Source organism: Dolomitihabitans soli, from assembly GCF_022213955.1.
Classification (GTDB): domain Bacteria; phylum Actinomycetota; class Actinomycetes; order Streptosporangiales; family Streptosporangiaceae; genus Streptosporangium_A; species Streptosporangium_A soli.
In genome coordinates, this window is sequence record NZ_JAKNTW010000010.1 from 300,479 (window position 1) to 316,796 (window position 16,318).

At 70.7% G+C, this 16,318-nt stretch carries 9 protein-coding genes; 5 read left to right on the forward strand and 4 right to left on the reverse strand.

The genetic code is table 11. The annotated features are described in order from the left end of the window. Positions 1 to 301: 301 nt before the first annotated feature. The 3 genes from MBA17_RS23170 to MBA17_RS23180 are packed head-to-tail and all read right to left on the reverse strand — an operon-like array spanning position 302 to position 8,820. Entirely contained in the window at positions 302 to 4,630 is a 4,329-nt protein-coding gene (locus tag MBA17_RS23170) for a glycoside hydrolase family 3 N-terminal domain-containing protein (RefSeq protein WP_238498643.1), read from the reverse strand. A gap of 14 nt (positions 4,631 to 4,644) precedes the next feature. Beyond that, positions 4,645 to 6,003 carry a glycoside hydrolase family 16 protein gene (locus tag MBA17_RS23175; RefSeq protein ID WP_238498644.1) on the reverse strand — a complete coding sequence of 453 codons (1,359 nt, stop codon included), beginning with the start codon at positions 6,001 to 6,003 and terminating at the stop codon, positions 4,645 to 4,647. Between the two features lie 15 nt (positions 6,004 to 6,018). Beyond that, positions 6,019 to 8,820, reverse strand: a complete 2,802-nt coding sequence (locus MBA17_RS23180; RefSeq protein ID WP_238498645.1) for a glycosyl hydrolase — start codon at positions 8,818 to 8,820, stop codon at positions 6,019 to 6,021. Between the two features lie 278 nt (positions 8,821 to 9,098). On the opposite strand from MBA17_RS23180, the gene MBA17_RS23185 reads away from it, so the two are divergent. From MBA17_RS23185 to MBA17_RS23205, 5 genes are all read left to right on the forward strand, one after another. Beyond that, positions 9,099 to 10,403, forward strand: coding sequence for an ABC transporter substrate-binding protein (locus MBA17_RS23185; RefSeq protein ID WP_238498646.1), 1,305 nt, complete (start codon positions 9,099 to 9,101; stop codon positions 10,401 to 10,403). Between the two features lie 69 nt (positions 10,404 to 10,472). Beyond that, positions 10,473 to 11,462, forward strand: a complete 990-nt coding sequence (locus MBA17_RS23190) for a carbohydrate ABC transporter permease (RefSeq protein ID WP_238498647.1) — start codon at positions 10,473 to 10,475, stop codon at positions 11,460 to 11,462. Further along, complete coding sequence (locus MBA17_RS23195; protein WP_238498648.1) at positions 11,459 to 12,283, forward strand: carbohydrate ABC transporter permease; 825 nt, start codon at positions 11,459 to 11,461, stop codon at positions 12,281 to 12,283. The genes MBA17_RS23190 and MBA17_RS23195 overlap by 4 nt, the downstream gene beginning before the upstream one ends. 106 nt (positions 12,284 to 12,389) lie before the next feature. After that, a complete protein-coding gene (locus MBA17_RS23200) occupies positions 12,390 to 13,823 on the forward strand; it encodes a GH1 family beta-glucosidase (protein ID WP_238498649.1) in 1,434 nt (477 codons plus the stop codon). 29 nt (positions 13,824 to 13,852) lie between these two features. After that, on the forward strand, positions 13,853 to 14,848 hold the full coding sequence (locus MBA17_RS23205; protein ID WP_238498650.1) for a LacI family DNA-binding transcriptional regulator: 996 nt from the start codon (positions 13,853 to 13,855) through the stop codon (positions 14,846 to 14,848). A gap of 219 nt (positions 14,849 to 15,067) precedes the next feature. Here MBA17_RS23205 and MBA17_RS23210 read toward each other — a convergent pair whose 3' ends face one another. After that, positions 15,068 to 16,285: a hypothetical protein gene (locus MBA17_RS23210; RefSeq protein WP_238498651.1), complete on the reverse strand. Its 1,218-nt coding sequence runs from the start codon at positions 16,283 to 16,285 to the stop codon at positions 15,068 to 15,070. Between the last annotated feature and the right edge of the window lie 33 nt (positions 16,286 to 16,318).

The window sequence follows — 16,318 nt, forward strand, 5'->3', positions numbered from 1 at the left end:
CGCGGGACGACCGGCGGTGGGGCGCGCGTCACGGCGGCGACCGCGCCCTCGTCCAATGCCGGCCCGCCCCCACCACCGCCGCACTAAGGACGACGACCCCACTACCCGTCCGATGCGACGGAACCGGGCCGCGCCCCGCCACGGGCGTGTCCGTGGCGGGAGTCGTAACGCGAGGAGAGGCGGTGGGGGTGAGGCCGAGAGAAAGAAGCGGGGGTCGTAACGCGCGGAAAGGCGGTGGGGTGAGGCCGACGGGAGAAAGAGGCGGGGGTCGTAGCGCGAGGAGGGTCGGTGGGGAGTGGGGTCAGCGGGGGGCGGTGAGGGAGGTGGTGAGGAGGCGGAGGGCTGCCGTCAGGTTGCCGGACATGGCCTCCTGGTCGGCGCGGGCCTGGAGGGAGGCGGTCTGGGGGGTGAGGGGGCGGGATTGGGCGAGGTCTCTGGCGATGGAGATCAGGGCGTCGTTCTGGGCGAAGGTGTCCTTGGTGGTCTTCTCCAGCAGGGCCGCCGCGGCGCCCAGGGAGAGGAGCACCAGGCCGGGGTTGCGGACCGCGCCGTCGCGGGTCCAGTTCCCCTCGTGGAGGGCGAGGGTGAGGGCGGCGGCCGCGGCGGTGCTGCGGGCGTCGCCGCGGATCTTGGCGAGTTGGTCGCGTACCGTCTTCAGCCGCGGGCGGGCGGGGTCGGTGCGCAGGCCCCAGCCGTACGGGAACAGGGGGTCGTAGGCCGTGTCGCCCACGTTGATCGGTACGGCGGAGCGCGGCCAGCTGAAGGGCAGCCGGGCGGTGAAGGGGACGGCGCCGAAGAGGGTGTCGGCGACGCCGGCGCCCTCGCTGCCGGGCAGCCACGAGGCGACCAGGGCGGTGGCCTTGTCCGCCGCGGACCCGAGCAGGAGTGGCCGGCCGGAGACGACGAGCACGGCGCACTTCATCGCGCCGCACACCTTGTCGATGGCCGCCCGGTCCGCCGCGGCGAGTTCCAGGGTGCGCCCGCCGACGCCGACGTCTCCGACGCCCTCGGCGTACGGCTTCTCACCGACGACCACGACACCCACGTCGTGCCCGGTCAGCGGGGCGGAGGCGTCCGCCGAGAAGGTCACCTCGGAGGGGGCCGCGACGGCGGCGCGGATGCCGGACAGGATCGTGGTCCCCTCGGTGGTGGGCCCGGAGGAGCCCTGCCAGCTGATGGTCCAGCCGCCGGCCTGGTTCCCCAGGTCGTCGGCGTTGGCCCCGGCGACGTAGACCTTGGCGTCGGGCGAGAGCGGCAGCAGCCCGCCGGCGTTCTTGAGCAGGACCTGTGATCGGGCGGCGGCGGTCCGGGCCACCTTCCGGTGCGCGGCGGAGCCGACGTCGGCCAGATGGTCACGGTCGGCGTAGTAGGTCTCGAAGAGGCCGAGGCGGAACTTCTGGGTCAGGATCCGGGTGACGGCGTCGTCGATCCGGCTCATCGGGACGCGTCCGGCGGCCACCTCGGCGGTCAGGGCGGTCACGAAGTCCTCATAGCGGGTCGGGACCATGATCATGTCGAGCCCGGCGTTGACGGAGGTCCGCACGTCGCTCGGGTAGTCGCCGGGGATCTGGTCGATGGCCTGCCAGTCGCTGATCACGAAGCCCTCGAAGCCGAGTTCCCCCTTGAGGACGTCGGTGATCAGTTCGCGGTGGGCGTGCATCTTCAGGGGCCCGTCGCCGAGGTCGACGCTGGAGTAGGACGGCATGACGGAGCCGGCCTTCCGGGCGACGGCTTCGCGGAAGGGGGCGAGGTGCAGGGCTTCGAGCTCGGCGCGTTGCAGCTTGGTGACACCCTGGTCGATCGTGTAGTCGCCGGTGGTGGAGGAGCCGTAGGCGGTGCCGCCGTCGCCGACGTAGTGCTTGGCGGTGGCGAGCACGCCCTCGTCCTGGAGGCCGTCGATGATCGTCGCCATCCTGGACACCAGGGCGGGATCCTCGCCGAAGGACTCGTACGTGCGGCCCCAGCGCTCGTCCCTGCTGACGCACAGGCACGGCGCGAAGTCCCAGGGGACCCCGGTCGCCCTGACCTCCCTCGCGGTGATCTTGCCGGTCTCCTGGACCAGCGACGGGTCACGGGTGGCGCCCAGGCCCACGTTGTGCGGGAAGATCGTCGCGCCGACCACGTTGTTGTGGCCGTGCACGGCGTCGACGCCGTAGATCAACGGGATCTGCAGGCGGGTCTGCCTGGCGCGGAGCTGATAGCCGTCGATCATGTCGGCCCAGGCGACCGGCGTGTTCGGGGTGGGGACGGAGCCGCCGCCGGACAGCAGCGAGCCGAGCGCGAAGGAGGCGATGTCGTCCTGTGCGCGCAGCGCTCCGCGCTCCGCCTGGGTCATCTGCCCGATCTTCTCCGCCGTGGTCATCCGGCCCAGCAGGTCCGCGACCCGCTCCTCATCGGGCCTGGCCGAGTCGAGGTACGGCAGGCCGTGCGCGTCGATCACGATGACCGACTCCTCGCCCACCGCCGCCCCGGTGGCGGTCAGCGTGATCGGGATGGTCTCGGCGACCTCCGCGTTCCCGTCATCCGCCACTAGAACTGTGAATATCCCGAAATCTCCGGAAGTGGTGCCTGCTGGGAAGGTCAGCGAACCGGTGACCGGCGTGTAGTCGTCGCCCGCGCCCGCCGTACCCGTTCCCGTCGAATAGGCGACCGTCACCGGCTCGTCGAGCGCCGTCCCGCCCGTGCTCGTCACCGTGACCCGCACCTCGACCGGATCGCCCTCCCGCACCGCGTACACCGGCCTGTCCAGCGAGACCGTCGCCTTGGGCGCGGCCCCCGCCACCCCGTGCACCTGCAGATCGTCGAGCCGGAACTCCCCCGGCGAACCGGACGGCAGAGTGACGGCGTATCCCCACATCTCGTCCAGCCCCAGCTTGTGGTCCAGGCCACCGGGCACCGGCTGGTAGTCGCCACGGAACACGAACCGCGAGAACGGCAGCTCGACGAGGTGCCATCCCTCCCAGTCGTCGGTGAAGGAGGTGTTCCACAGTTCGCTGGCCTCGGCGCCCGCTCCGCCGTCCTTGATCTCCAGGAACACCCGCCTGCCGGAGCCGGGCGGCAGCGGGGCGGTGTTCTGGCCGTACCACCAGAAGCGGAGGCCGGCGAAGCCGCTCCAGTCCTGCGGCTCGGCGAGGTTGTGCACCACGCCGCCCCAGGCGCTGATGTCGTAGCTGCCGTGCAGCACCTTGCCCCGGTCACCGGCGTCGGCGAAGGAGAGGACGGGATGGTCGTCGGCATCGCCGCCGAAGGTGAAGAGGCCGGGCTCGGGCGGCCCGCTCACGATGGGCACCTCGCCGTCGTACCGGTCGACGGTCAGCACCTGCTCGTAGATCTCGACCTGGTCGAAGAGCAGCACGCCCGAGACCGCCGGGAACCTGATCGCGTAGCCCCACATGCTCGTCAGGTCGAGGCGGCCGTCGTCGGGCGCGCCGCCGGGCTGGTAGTCGGCGCGGCGCTTGAAGTCGCGGAACGGCACCTGGATCTTCCGCCAGCCCGCCGCCTCGTCCACGAAGGAGGCGTCGAACAGCTCGGCGGAGCCCGCCGCCGCGCCGCCGTCCTTCAGCTCGAAGTAGATCTGCTGACCGCTGCCGGTTCCGTTGACCCAGAACGAGAAGCCGTCGAAGCCGGTCCAGTCCTCGGCGACGGTCCACTCGTGCGACCAGCCGCCCCACTGCGCGACGTCGTAGGCCGCCCGCATCACGTGCCGGTCACCGTCCTCGACGGCGGTGAGCACGGGCGTGCTCGCGGCGCTGTCCCCCCAGGCGAAGAGGCCCTCGGGAACGGTGTCGAGGTCGGCCACGGTCTTCGTCTCGCCGTCGAAGGGCGGCGGATCGTCGTCGGCGATCGTGACCGTCAGCGCGGCGCGGGGCGAGATGTCGGCGCCCGAGGCGTCGTCCAGCCTCAGGGTGAAGGTCTCCGCCCGCTCGTTGACCTCGTCGTCGACTCCCGTCAGCTTGATCTTCTGTTCCGTCACGCCGGGCGCGAAGGTCAGCACGCCCTGCGCGTCCTGGTAGTCGGTCCCCGCCGACGCGGTGCCGTCGGCGGTGGCGTAGCGCACGGTGACCTGCGACCCGGCGCTCCGGTTGAGGCGGACCGGCACCTCGGCCGAGCCGTCCTCGGGCAGCCGTACGGCGGGCACGGGCAGGCTCACCGCCTGGGCGGTGAACTCACCGAGGACCTCGAACTCGAACAGCGAGTAGCCGTACTCGGTGGCCCGTGCCGTGCCGGTCAGGCGGACGTAACGGGCCGCCGCGTCCAGCCCGGTGATCTCGTCCACTCCCCCGTCGCCGTCGGTGGTCTGGTGGGCCGGGGCCCACGCGTCGCCGTCGGGAGAGGTCTCGATCGTGTAGGCCGTGCCGTACGCGGGTTCCCAGCGCAGCGTGACGCCGGTGACGTGGGCGGGGGCGCCGAGGTCCACGGTGATCGTCTGCGGGTCGGTGAACGAGCTGGACCAGCGGGTCGCCGGATCGCCGTCGATCGCCTTGTCGGCCCCGAGCGCGGCGCTCTCCGCGGAGGAGGCGGTGGCGACGCCGTACGTCGCCAGGTTCGTCTCCGCCTGCGCGACCCCGGCAGGGATCGCGACGAGCGACGCGAGCAGGACTGATATGACCCCGATACTCCGTAAAGCCACGACGCCCCTGCCTATCAGTTGCCGAAGGTGAACCAGTTGACGTTGACGAAGTCAGCGGGCTGGCCGCTGGCGAAGGTGAGGTAGACGGTGTGCGTGCCGGTCACGCCGGAGATGTTGGCCGGGACGGTCCGCCAGCTCTGCCAGCCGCCCGTGTTGCCCAGCGCGAAGTCGCCGATCACCGTGCCCGTCGGGCTGCCCAGCCGTACCTGGACCAGGCCGCTGACCCCGCCGCCCGCGCCCGAGGCGACCCGCGCCTTGAACTGCGTCGCGGCGGAGCTGCCGAACCGGACGTTGTCGTAGCGGAGCCACGCCCCGTTGGAGATGCTGCCGATGTTGCTGCCGCCGCCCGTGTCGGTGGTGGCCTCGGTGATCGTGCCCGACTGGGCCTGGAACGCCTCGGCCTGGATGGTCGAGCGCGCGTCGACGCCGCCGCCGGGCGGGTCGGTGGGCGGGTCGGTCGGGGTCGTGGTGCCGCTCTGCCAGACGGCCACGTAGTCGACGACCATCGGGCGGCCGGAGACGGTGGCGGCCGTCGGGGTCGGGCCGGCGAGCGCGTCCGGGAACGCGCCGCCCATGGCCACGTTGAGCAGCAGGAAGTAGCCCCCGTGGCCGGTCATGTTGTTCCAGGTGGTGGCGTCGAACTGGTTCTGGTTGACGCTGTGGAAGAGCTGGCCGTCGACGTACCACCTGAGCTGGTTGGGCGAGGTGCTCCGGTCCCATTCGAAGCGGTAGGTGTGCATCGCCGACTGGCAGGAGGAGCCGGGGCACGCGCGGCTGGCGCCGAGGCCGGTGGTCTCGTTGCACGGCCCGCCGGGGTTGACGCCGCAGTGCAGCACGGCCCACACCGAGTTGAGCCCGTTGACGTTCTCCATGATGTCGAACTCGCCGATGCCCGGCCAGTTCCAGTAGTTGCCCCGGTACGGCGCGCCGAGCGCCCAGAACGCCGGCCAGTAGCCGAGCGCGGCCGAACCGGTCACGTTGGGCATCTGGATGCGGCCCTCGATACGCAGGACGCGCCCGGCGGCGGGTTTGAAGTCGGCGCGGCGGGTCTCGATCCGGGCCGAGGTCCACTCCCCCGAGCCGCTCTTGAGCGGCGTGATCCGCAGGTTGCCCGCGCCGTCGAGGCTCAGGTTGGACGTGTTCGACGTGTAGTTCTGGACCTCACCGGTGCCCCAGTTCCCGGGGCCGCCCGGGTAGCCGTGCCCGGTGTCGATGATCCAGTTCGCCGACGACGGCAGGGTGCCCGCGCTGCCGTTGAAGTCGTCGGACCAGACCAGCGACCAGCCCGACGGCGTGGGCGGCACGGCGGCCACGGCCGTCGCCACGAGCCCCGCCACCGCGGCGGCGAAGAGTGCGAGTTTCCACTTGCGCATGATCTCTCCTGTCGGCTATTCGAAGGGGATGCGTACGACGGACCGGGAACCCTGCGTCTCGCTCGCGCCCACCCGGAGCTGGGCCGTGCCGTTGCCGATGGCGTGCCACACCTCCAGCCGGACCCGTCCGCCCACGAGGTTGCCGAACGTGCCGGTCGCGCTGGAGGGAGCGCCCGCCGCGTACCTCTCCCAGCCGGTGACCGGGTCGGTCGCGAAGTAGGGGAAGGTCTCCACCCGGTCGAAGCTGCCGTTGCCGGTGAAGTCGTAGGAGATCCTGGCCTGGGCGCCGAGCGCGACCGTCGTCCCCGCGTCCACGTAGAGGTCGAAGCCCGTGGGTCTGCTCGCGTCGTGCGTGCCGTTCACCCCGCTGATCTCGTAGACCAGCGGCTGGTACGGCGTGCCGTCGTGGTTGGTCCCGCCGGCCGAGGCGATCGTGTCGGTGGCCGCCGCCGTGCCCGAGGCGACCGTGAGCTGCCCGTTGACCCCGGTCGCCGCCCCGTCACGCGGATAGAACGTGTTCCCGTTGCCCGGGTCCGGATCCGGGTCGGGATCGGGGTCCGGATTCCCGGGCCCCGCGCTGGTGGCGGTCGAACGGGCGGGCACCGCGAGCGTCTTCCCGTCGGAGAAGGTGACCGTACGGCTCGCCGCGGCGAAGTTGTGGGCCACGTAGGTGCGGGTGCCCCCGGCGGCGAAGACCGCGGCGGTCGGCGAGTCGGCGGTGACCGACTTCACCGGAACGCCGGTCCGGGCCAGGTTGTAGATCCAGTGGTAGGCGTGGGCCTTGGAGTCGCCCGACTCCGGCTCGTAGGAGTTCCAGCCGGAGTCCCAGGCTGCCTTGGCCCCCGCCGGGTCGGCCAGCGCCTGGAACTGCCAGATGATGTCGCGCCACTCCACCGCGGGGCCGCCGTTGTTCGCGGTCAGCTCGGCGAGGTTCTGCGCGACGTCGCTCTGGTAGAGGGACCCGGCGGTGATCGGCAGCATGTTGATGCCGTGGATCTCCTCGGGGTTGGCGGTCCACCAGGTCGAGTAGGCGGCTCCGTTGCTCCAGATCATCCCGACGGTGTCGTGCTGGTACCCGCTGGGGAAGACCGCGTTGTCGGCGTCGTACCAGTACTGCGCGATCGTCGCCGACTGGGTCGTGTAGAGGTAGACGCCGAGGTCGCGCAGGCCGGTGTCACCGGTGGCCTCGCCGAGCAGGATCGCGCCCGCGGCGAAGTTCATCCCCTCGGAGGACGACTCCTCGTTGTTGCCGGCGGCGAAGCCCTGGTGTCCCGACGCCCAGCCGTTGCCCGCGTAGGGGTCGAAGTTGCGCAGGAAGGGGAACCGGATGTCGGACCTGACCCAGTTGTTGGCATCCCTGGCCAGCAGTTTCGCCATGCCGCCCCACTGCGAGTCGGCGGCCCAGGCGGTGTCGTAGCGCGCCACGGTCGCCGCGGCCATCAGGTAGTAGCCGTAGTGGAAGTGGTGGTCGTTCAGCTCGCCGTCGCTGCCGTAGGAGGCGGGATAGCCGGTCAACGCGCTCCACGCGGGGTCGTAGCGGAACTGCTCGCCGCCGGCCGTGAACCAGCTCTGCAGCTCGCCCTTGAGCAGCCCGAGCAGTTTGTCCCTGGTGGCGGTGTCACCGAGCTGGTCGGCGATCGGCACCAGCTGGGCCAGCCGTCCGAGGGCCTTGCCGGTCCAGTAGGTGTCGGCCGCGCCCTTCCATGGATCGGCCGCGTTCGCCTCCTGCCTGACCAGGTCGCGCAGCCGGGTCCGGTCGTAGGCGCCCAGGTCGGGCAGTGCGGGCAGCACGCCGGTGAAGCTCTGCCTGGTGGTGAAGGAGGCTCCTTCGCGGAGTTTCATGGTGCCTCGCGAGGAGGCGTAGGTGTGGCTGGTCAGCGCGTCGGTGGTGGCGAGCCACTGGTGCCGGTAGAGGGCCAGCAGGGTGCCGGTCTGGCTGCCCTCCCTGGCGGTGGTCGTGGCGGCGTAGGTGGTGGTGACCCGCCCGGCGGCGGTGTCGTACGCCCAGTTCACGGTGCTGCCGGTGACGAAGCTGAAGGCGTACTTGGCGAACAGGTCGAGCGCGCCCGTCGAGGGCAGGACCGCGACGGAGAAGTAGTTCCTTCCCCCGAGGGCGGCGGTGGCCACGGTGCCGGCGAGGTTCCAGTCGGTCCCGCCCGGCGAGAAGAGCGCGTAGTGGTGGCCGTTGACGGTCACGCCGAGCACGTTGCCCCGGTCTGCCCACACGCTCGGTGTGGCGACGAAGGCGATCCGCGCGTCCCCGCCGCTCGTCTCGGCCTGCACGTACGGCATGCCGTGCCCGATGGTGGTCTTCAGCGTGCGTGTGCCGTCGGCCCAGGAGGGGGTGACCGTCCAGTCGGACCACCGGTCCACCCGGGTGTCGGGCGCGTTCAGGCCGGTGACGCCGAGGGTGAGGTCCCTGGCGTGCGGGAACTCGTACTGCCGGCCGTCTCCGCCGATCAGCGGGGTGCTGGGGTAGCTGACCTCCAGGCCGCTCGCCACCGCCTTGTAGGCGAGGGGGTGGCCGTACATGTTCTCCGAGTAGGGGTTGCCGGCGTATCTCTGGAAGGCCAGCGAGGACCACCAGTCGTTGGTGGGGACGGGCTTGCCGGCGGCGTTGGCGGTCACCTTCGGGGTGACGGGGGCGCCCGCGTTGTTGGCCGGTCCCGTGGTGCCGGCGGGCAGGTCGGTGGTGTAGCTTCCGGCGCCGACGGTCACGGTCGCCGCGTGTGCGGGGGCAGCGGGCAGGGCGATGGTGGCGAGTGCGGTGAAAGCCGCGATCAGCAGGGGAACACCTGGGCTTCGAGACGAATGCACTGCGTCTCCTCCGAGCTGAGGGGTGCCCGTCGTGTGCGAGGACGACGGGAGTGAGGAGAGCGCTCTCAGGACCTGAGAGTGCTCTGCCGCACGAACCTCTGTCAAGGGCCCTGACTTAACTGATCGGAAACGTGCTGCTCACACATGCCGGTGCGGCGCGGGTCAGGTAACGGCGATCGTTACCCGCAGATCCATTGACAGGACACACGGCGGATATCACCCTCATGAGAGAGCGCTCTCCTGAAGATCAATTAATGCCGAAACCCAGGGAGGGTTCCATGGGCTCGTTACGCCCCCGGTTCCTCACATCGATAATCGCCACGGCCGTACTGACCTTGGGCGTGGCCGCCTGCGGCGGCGACGCCGGCAACACGGACGGGGCGAAGACCGCCGCCTCCGGGCCCGCCGAGAAGGTCAAACTGACGATCGGACTCTTCGGCGACTTCGGCTACAAACCGTTGTACGAGGAGTACAAGAAGACCCACCCGAACGTCGAGGTCGTCGAACGGGTCAGCCAGTTCGAGGACCACCACAACAACCTCATCAAGCGGCTGGCCACGAACGCCGGCGCGGCCGACATCGAGGCCATCGAGGTCGGCTACATCAGCACCTTCACCGCCACGCCCGCCCGGTTCCACAACCTCAAGGAATTCGGGCTGGAGAAGCGGCAGGCCGACTACCTCGACTGGAAGTGGCAGCAGGGCGTGTCCAAGGACGGCTCGGCGCTGCTCGGCCTGGGCACCGACGTCGGCGGCCTGGCCATGTGCTACCGCAAGGACCTGTTCAAGAAGGCCGGGCTCCCCGACGGCCGCGACGAGGTCTCCGCGCTCTGGCCCACCTGGGAGCAGTACATCGAGACCGGCAAGAAGTTCGCCACCGGCGGCGTCAAGGGCTCCTCCTTCGTCGACAGCCCCGGCGAGATCTTCCGCGCGATGGTGAACCAGGCGCCCATCGGCTACTACGACGACCAGGACAACATCATCGTCGCCAGCAACGCCGACGTGAAGAAGGCCTGGGACCTGTCCAACCAGCTCAGCCAGAACAAGCTGACGGCGCGGCTCGCGGCCTTCTCCCCGCCGTGGAACACCGGCTTCGCCAAGGGCTCCTTCGCCACCATCATCTGCCCCGCCTGGATGACCGGCTTCATCCAGGAGCAGGCCAAGGACGCCACCGGCAAGTGGGACATCGCGGCGGTACCCGGCGGCGCCGGTAACAGCGGCGGCTCCCACCTCACGCTTCCCAAACAGGGCAAGCACGCCAAAGAGGCCGCCGAGCTGATCGCGTTCCTCACCTCGCCCGAGAACCAGGCCAAGGTGTTCAAGGAGGAGGGCACATTCCCCTCCATCCCCGCGCTCTACGACGACCCGGAGATCCAGAGCTTCACCAAGCCGTTCTTCGGTGACGCGCCCATCGGCAAGATCTACTCTGACGCCGCCAAGGCGCTCAAGCCCCAGCACCTCGGCCCGAAGGAGGCCGAGGTCCGCACGGCGATCGGCAACGGGCTCGGCCGGGTCGAGCAGGGCAAGCAGACGCCCGACGAAGCCTGGGCGCAGGTCCTGACGGACGTCGGAAAGATCAAGTAGCAGGCGAGGTACGGCCGGCCCCCACCGAGCGGGCCGGCCGCCTCCCACCGACCTCCGAAAGGATCTGCCGTGCCAACCCGCGCCCCGGGCCGCCCGGCGGCTCCCCCAAGTGCCCCGATGCGGCACCGGCGTCGTGGCGTCCGAAGCCCGCTCCTGCACCGGCTCGACGTCAAGGGCTCGCCGTACGCCTACATCGCGCCCTTCTTCCTGCTGTTCTGCGCGTTCGGGCTGTTCCCGCTGGCCTACACGGCCTGGGTCAGCCTGCACGAGTGGACCCTGCTGTCCGACACCCAGACCTTCATCGGCGTCGGCAACTTCAGCACGCTGTTCCAGGACGAGTACTTCTGGAACGCGACCTTCAACACCCTGTCCATCGGGATCCTCTCGACCGTCCCCCAGCTGATGCTGGCCATCTGGCTGGCCCACCTGCTCAACCGGCCGCTGCGGGCGCAGACCTTCCTGCGGATCACCCTGCTGCTGCCCAACGTGACCAGCGTGGTGGCCGTCGTGGTCATCTTCAGCCAGCTCTTCGGGCGCGACTTCGGCCTGATCAACTGGGTGCTGTCGTGGTTCGGCGCGGGCAGCGTCGACTGGGCGGCGGGCACGGCCACCTCGCACGTCGCCATCTCCGTCATGATCATGTGGCGGTGGACCGGCTACAACACGCTGATCTATCTCGCCGCCATGCAGGCCGTACCGCGTGAGCTGTACGAGGCCGCGACCATCGACGGCGCGAACGGCTTCACCCAACTCCGGAAGATCACCATTCCGATGATCAAGCCGACGATCGTGTTCACGGTCATCGTCTCCACCATCGGCGCCATGCAGATCCTGGCCGAGCCGCTGCTGTTCGGCGCCACGACCGGCAGCGGCGGCATGATCACCGGCGGTCCCGACCGGCAGTTCCAGACGCTGGCGCTCTACATCTACGAGCACGGCTTCACCAACTTCGACTTCGGCTACGCCTCGGCCGCCTCCTGGGTGATGTTCGTGTTCGTGGTGCTCGTGGCCGGGATCAACTACCTGTTCACCCGGCGCAGCGCGGGAGGGCTCCGATGAGGAGGAACAGCGCGGCGCGGAGACTGACCTACCTGACGCTGCTCGCGGTCGGCTTCTTCTCCGCCTTCCCGCTCTACTACAGCGTGGTCGTGGCCTCCCGGCACAACTCCGCGCTCGCCGAGGTGCCGCCCCCGCTGCTGCCCGGCGGCAACTTCTTCGCCAACGTGGCGCGCGTCTTCGACACCGTGCCCTTCGCGCTGGCGCTGATGAACTCCTTCCTGGTGGCGGGCTCGATCGCGCTGGCGACGATGTTCCTCTCCACGCTGGCGGGCTTCGCCTTCGCCAAGCTCCGTTTCCGGGGCAAGAACGCGCTGCTGCTGATGACGGTCGGGACCATGATGGTGCCCGCGCAGCTCGGCATCATCCCGCTCTACATGCTCATGGTGAAGATCGAGTGGACCGGCTCGATGTACGCGCTGATCGTGCCCGCGCTGGTCAACGCGTTCGGCGTGTTCTTCATGACGCAGTACCTCTCGCGCGCGCTGCCCACCGAACTGCTGGAAGCCGGCCGGGTCGACGGCTGCACGACCTGGGGCCTGTTCTGGCACGTCGTGCTCCCGGTCGCCCGCCCGGCCGCCGCCGTACTCGGCATGCTCACCTTCATGTCGGCCTGGAACGACTACTTCTGGCCGCTCGTCGTCCTCACCCCGGAGAACCCGACGGTGCAGGTCGCGCTGTCCACCCTGGCCAGCGGTTATGTGAACGACTACGTGCTCGGCCTGGCGGGGACGGCGGTGGGGACCCTACCGCTGATCATCATCTTCGCGGTGCTGGGCAAGCAGATCATCGGAGGAATCATGCAAGGAGCTGTGAAGGGTTGACATCGTCCCCACCTGCACGATCCGGGGGCACCCCTCCTCGCGAAACGGGGTGCCCGCTTCCTCACCCAGGCCGTGCGGCCGGGGTCTCCACAAGCAAGGAGATTTGATGACCGTGACTGTCACCACTCGGGGGACCGCCCCTTCTTACCTGACCGAGGGGCGGGTGGCCTTCCGCGACGGCTTCGTCTGGGGTGCCGCTACCGCGTCCTACCAGATCGAGGGCGCGGCGAAGGAGGACGGCCGCGGACGGTCGATCTGGGACACCTTCTCCAGCGTGCCGGGGAAGGTCGCCGGCGGCGACACCGGCGAGGTCGCCTGCGACCACTACCACCGCTATGCCGACGACGTGCGGCTCATGTGCGACCTCGGGCTGCAGGCGTACCGGTTCTCGGTGGCGTGGCCCCGGATCCAGGCCGACGGCAGCGGACCGATCAACGACCTGGGGCTGGCGTTCTACGACCGACTGGTCGACGAACTGCTCGAAAGCGACATCACCCCCTATGCCACGCTCTACCACTGGGACCTGCCGCAGGCGCTCGAAGACCTCGGCGGCTGGACCGCCCGGGACACCGCCTACCGGTTCGCCGACTACGCGCAGGCCGTACACGCGCGGCTGGGCGACCGGGTCCGCTCCTGGACCACGCTGAACGAGCCGTGGGTGGCGGCCTTCCTGGGATACGGCAACGGCGTGCACGCGCCCGGCAGGAAGGACCCGGCCGCCGCCCTGCACGCGGCCCACCACCTGCTGCTCGGCCACGGGCTGAGCACCCAGGCGCTCAGGTCGGCCGGCGCGGAGGAGATCATGCTCGTGATCAACTCCTCCCCGGTGCTGACCCCCGCCCAGGTCCACGCGCCGGCCGCGCCGGCGAACGAGGCCGACGCCGCCGCGGTGGAGCGCATCCACGCGCTGCTCACCCGGCAGTTCCTCGACCCCGCGCTCCGCGGGGAGTACCCGCCGGCGGTGCTGGAGACGCTGGAACGGCACGGCGGGCTCGGCCACATCCGGGACGGCGACCTGGAGATCATCAACCAGCCGATCGAGCTCGTCGGGCTGAACTACTACAACCCCTCGGTGGTCGAGGCGCGGCTGGGTGAGCCGGCGGACGCGGCGTGGCCGGGCAGCGAGGACATCCGCTTCAGCCCCGCCGACGCGCCGACGACCGCGATGGGGTGGCCGATCGTGCCCACCGGCCTGTCCCGGCTGCTGCTCCGGCTGTCCCACGACTACCCGGAGGTCGGCCTGTTCGTCACCGAGAACGGGGCCGCCTTCGACGACGTCGTCACCGACGGCAAGGTGCACGACACCAACCGGGTCTCCTACCTGGAGGGCCACCTGCGCGCCGTGCACGCGGCCATCGAGGCGGGCGCCGACGTACGTGGTTATCTCGCGTGGTCGTTGCTGGATAATTTCGAATGGGCCGAGGGCTACAGCCGCAGGTTCGGCCTCGTCTACGTCGACTACGAGAACCAGGCGCGGATCCCCAAGGACAGTGCGCTGTGGTATCGAGACGTCATCCAGCGTAACGGGCTGACACTGTAAGAAACGATCACGGGACGGGGTTCTACCGGATGAAGCGACCGACGCTTGAGGCCGTGGCGGCGCGCGCGGGGGTATCGAGGGCCACGGTCTCCCGGGTGGTGAACGGGCAGTCGACCGTCACCCCCGAGATTCGCGACGCCGTGCTGCGTGCGGTCACCGAGCTGGGCTACGTGCCCAACTCGGCCGCCCGCAGCCTGGTGACGCAACGCACCGACTCGGTCGCCCTGGTGGTCTCCGAGCCGCCGACCAGGGTCTTCTCGGAGGACCCGCTGTTCTCCACGGTGATCCGCACGGCGAGCAGGGAACTGGAGGCCGCCGACAAGCAGGTCGTGCTGATGCTGGCGGGCACCCCCAAGAGCCACGCCCGGGTGGAGCGTTTCATCGCGGGCGGCCACGTCGACGGCGTCATGCTCATCTCCATGCACGGCGCCGACCCGCTGCCCGCCGCGATCAACCGCATGGGCGTCCCCGTGGTCTCGTACGGCAGGCCGGCGGTCGCCGTCGACATGCCGTTCGTCGACAACGACAACATCGGCGGCGCGGAGAGCGCGGTGCGGCGGCTGCTGGACATCGGCTGCCGGCGCATCGCGACCATCGCCGGGCCGCTCGACATGATCGCCGGGCAGGACCGCCTGACGGGCTACCGCAACGCGCTGCGCGACTCCGACCGGCGCTCGATCGTGGCCGTGGGCGACTTCACCCGCGAGTCGGGCGCGGTCGCGATGCGGCAGCTGCTGGCCGACGACCCCGCGATCGACGCGGTGTTCGTGGCCAACGACCTGATGGCCATCGGCGCCCTGCAGGCGCTGCGGCAGGCCGGCCGGCGGGTGCCCGGGGACGTGGCGATGATCGGCTTCGACGACATAGAGGCCGCCCGCTACACCGAGCCGCCGCTGACGACCCTCAGGCACCCGGTGATCGAGCAGGCGACCGCGATGGTCCACCTGCTGCTCACCGCACCGGCCGACCGCGACACCGACCGGGTCATACTGTCCACCGAGCTGATCATCCGGGAGTCCGCGTGAGCACTCCCCTGACGCGACCGAGCACCGGACATCGAGGCGTCCGCGTGAGTGCATCCGCGCGGCGCGGCCGGGCACCGGACATCGAGAGGCCCGCGTGAGTGCATCCGCGCGGCGCGGCCGGGCACCGGACCGCAAGGGGTCTGCGGGAACGCCCCGATGCGGCCCGGCACCAGCCGTCAGGGGGTCCGCGGACGCCCCGATACGGCCCGGCGCCGGCCGTCAGGGGGTCTGCGTGAGCGCCTCGGTGATGCGGTCGAGCACCGGGTACGGGACCAGGCCGTAGGCGTAGAAGTCGACCGCCTGCGCCCCCGCGGCCTTCACGGCGCGGACCTTCGCTGCCAGGCGGCCGGCCGAGTCGGTGTCCGGCACGCCCGGCCGTAGCACCACCCTGACCTCGCGGTCCTTGCCGACCGAGCGCCGGTAGGCGGCCACGTCGTCGGCCACCCTGGCCGCGTCGCGGGCGTAGGCGAGCACGCCGAACGACGGGACCAGATCGCCCAGCGCCAGGAGGTCGATGCCGAGCTGCCAGGAGTCGTGGGCGGCCAGCCCCGGTGACGGCAGGCCGTCGGCGTGGCCCTTGGCCGAACCCGTGGCGTCGAGGTAGACCAGCCGCGAGCCCTCCTCGGCGACGGCCGCGGACACGATCGAGACCAGCGACGTGACCGTCTCCGACCTCGCCCGCGCGTAGGCGACGACCTCGGGCCCGGCATAGGCGGTGAGCGCCGCGCGGGTCACCTCGCCCTGGGCCGGCGGGTCGCCGTCGAGCACGCCGCCGACGATCCTGGCGCACTCCTCGCGCGCCGCCTCGGCGTTCACCCCGAGGTCGGCGGCCCTGCGCATGCAGTAGTCGCAGAAGCACAGGCCGAACAGGAAGGCGTCCATCGGGCCGAGCGGGACGAAGCAGGTCTCGTGGTGGTATCCGTGGGCCAGCCCGGCGAAGTGCAGCGCCTCGGCGACCACGCTGTCGACGCCCTGCCGGGCGACCGCCCTGCCCAGCGCCTCGGCGTAGAGCCGCACCTCGGGATGGGCCGGGCACAGGTCGCCCGGCGAGCCACGGTCGCCGAAGCAGTTGCGCACGGTCACGTCGGGGTGGGCCAGGCCGAGGGTCGTGTTGTGCAGGAAGACGGTCCAGCCGTGCAGCTTGACGCCGCGCAGGGAGGTCGCCTGCCGCAGGGCCGCCAGCGGCTCCTCGGCCGCGCCCTCGCGCACCGGCGGCGTCAGGCGCAACGGGGCGAACAGCTCGGCGGGCGGCGGGAAGTGGACCCCGTCGTGGCGCAGCGTGAGCCGCGAGTGTCCGTGCGGGGTGACGTCGCGGGCCTGGTGGTAGGCGGCGCCGACGGTGACCCCGGCCACGCCGTATCCGGCGAGGCGGTCGAGCACCTTGTCCAGGCCCTCGCCGCGGATGTCCTCGACGAAGACGTAAACCGAACTGTCCACCTCAGCCGTCGCCTTTCATCGCACGCAACACCT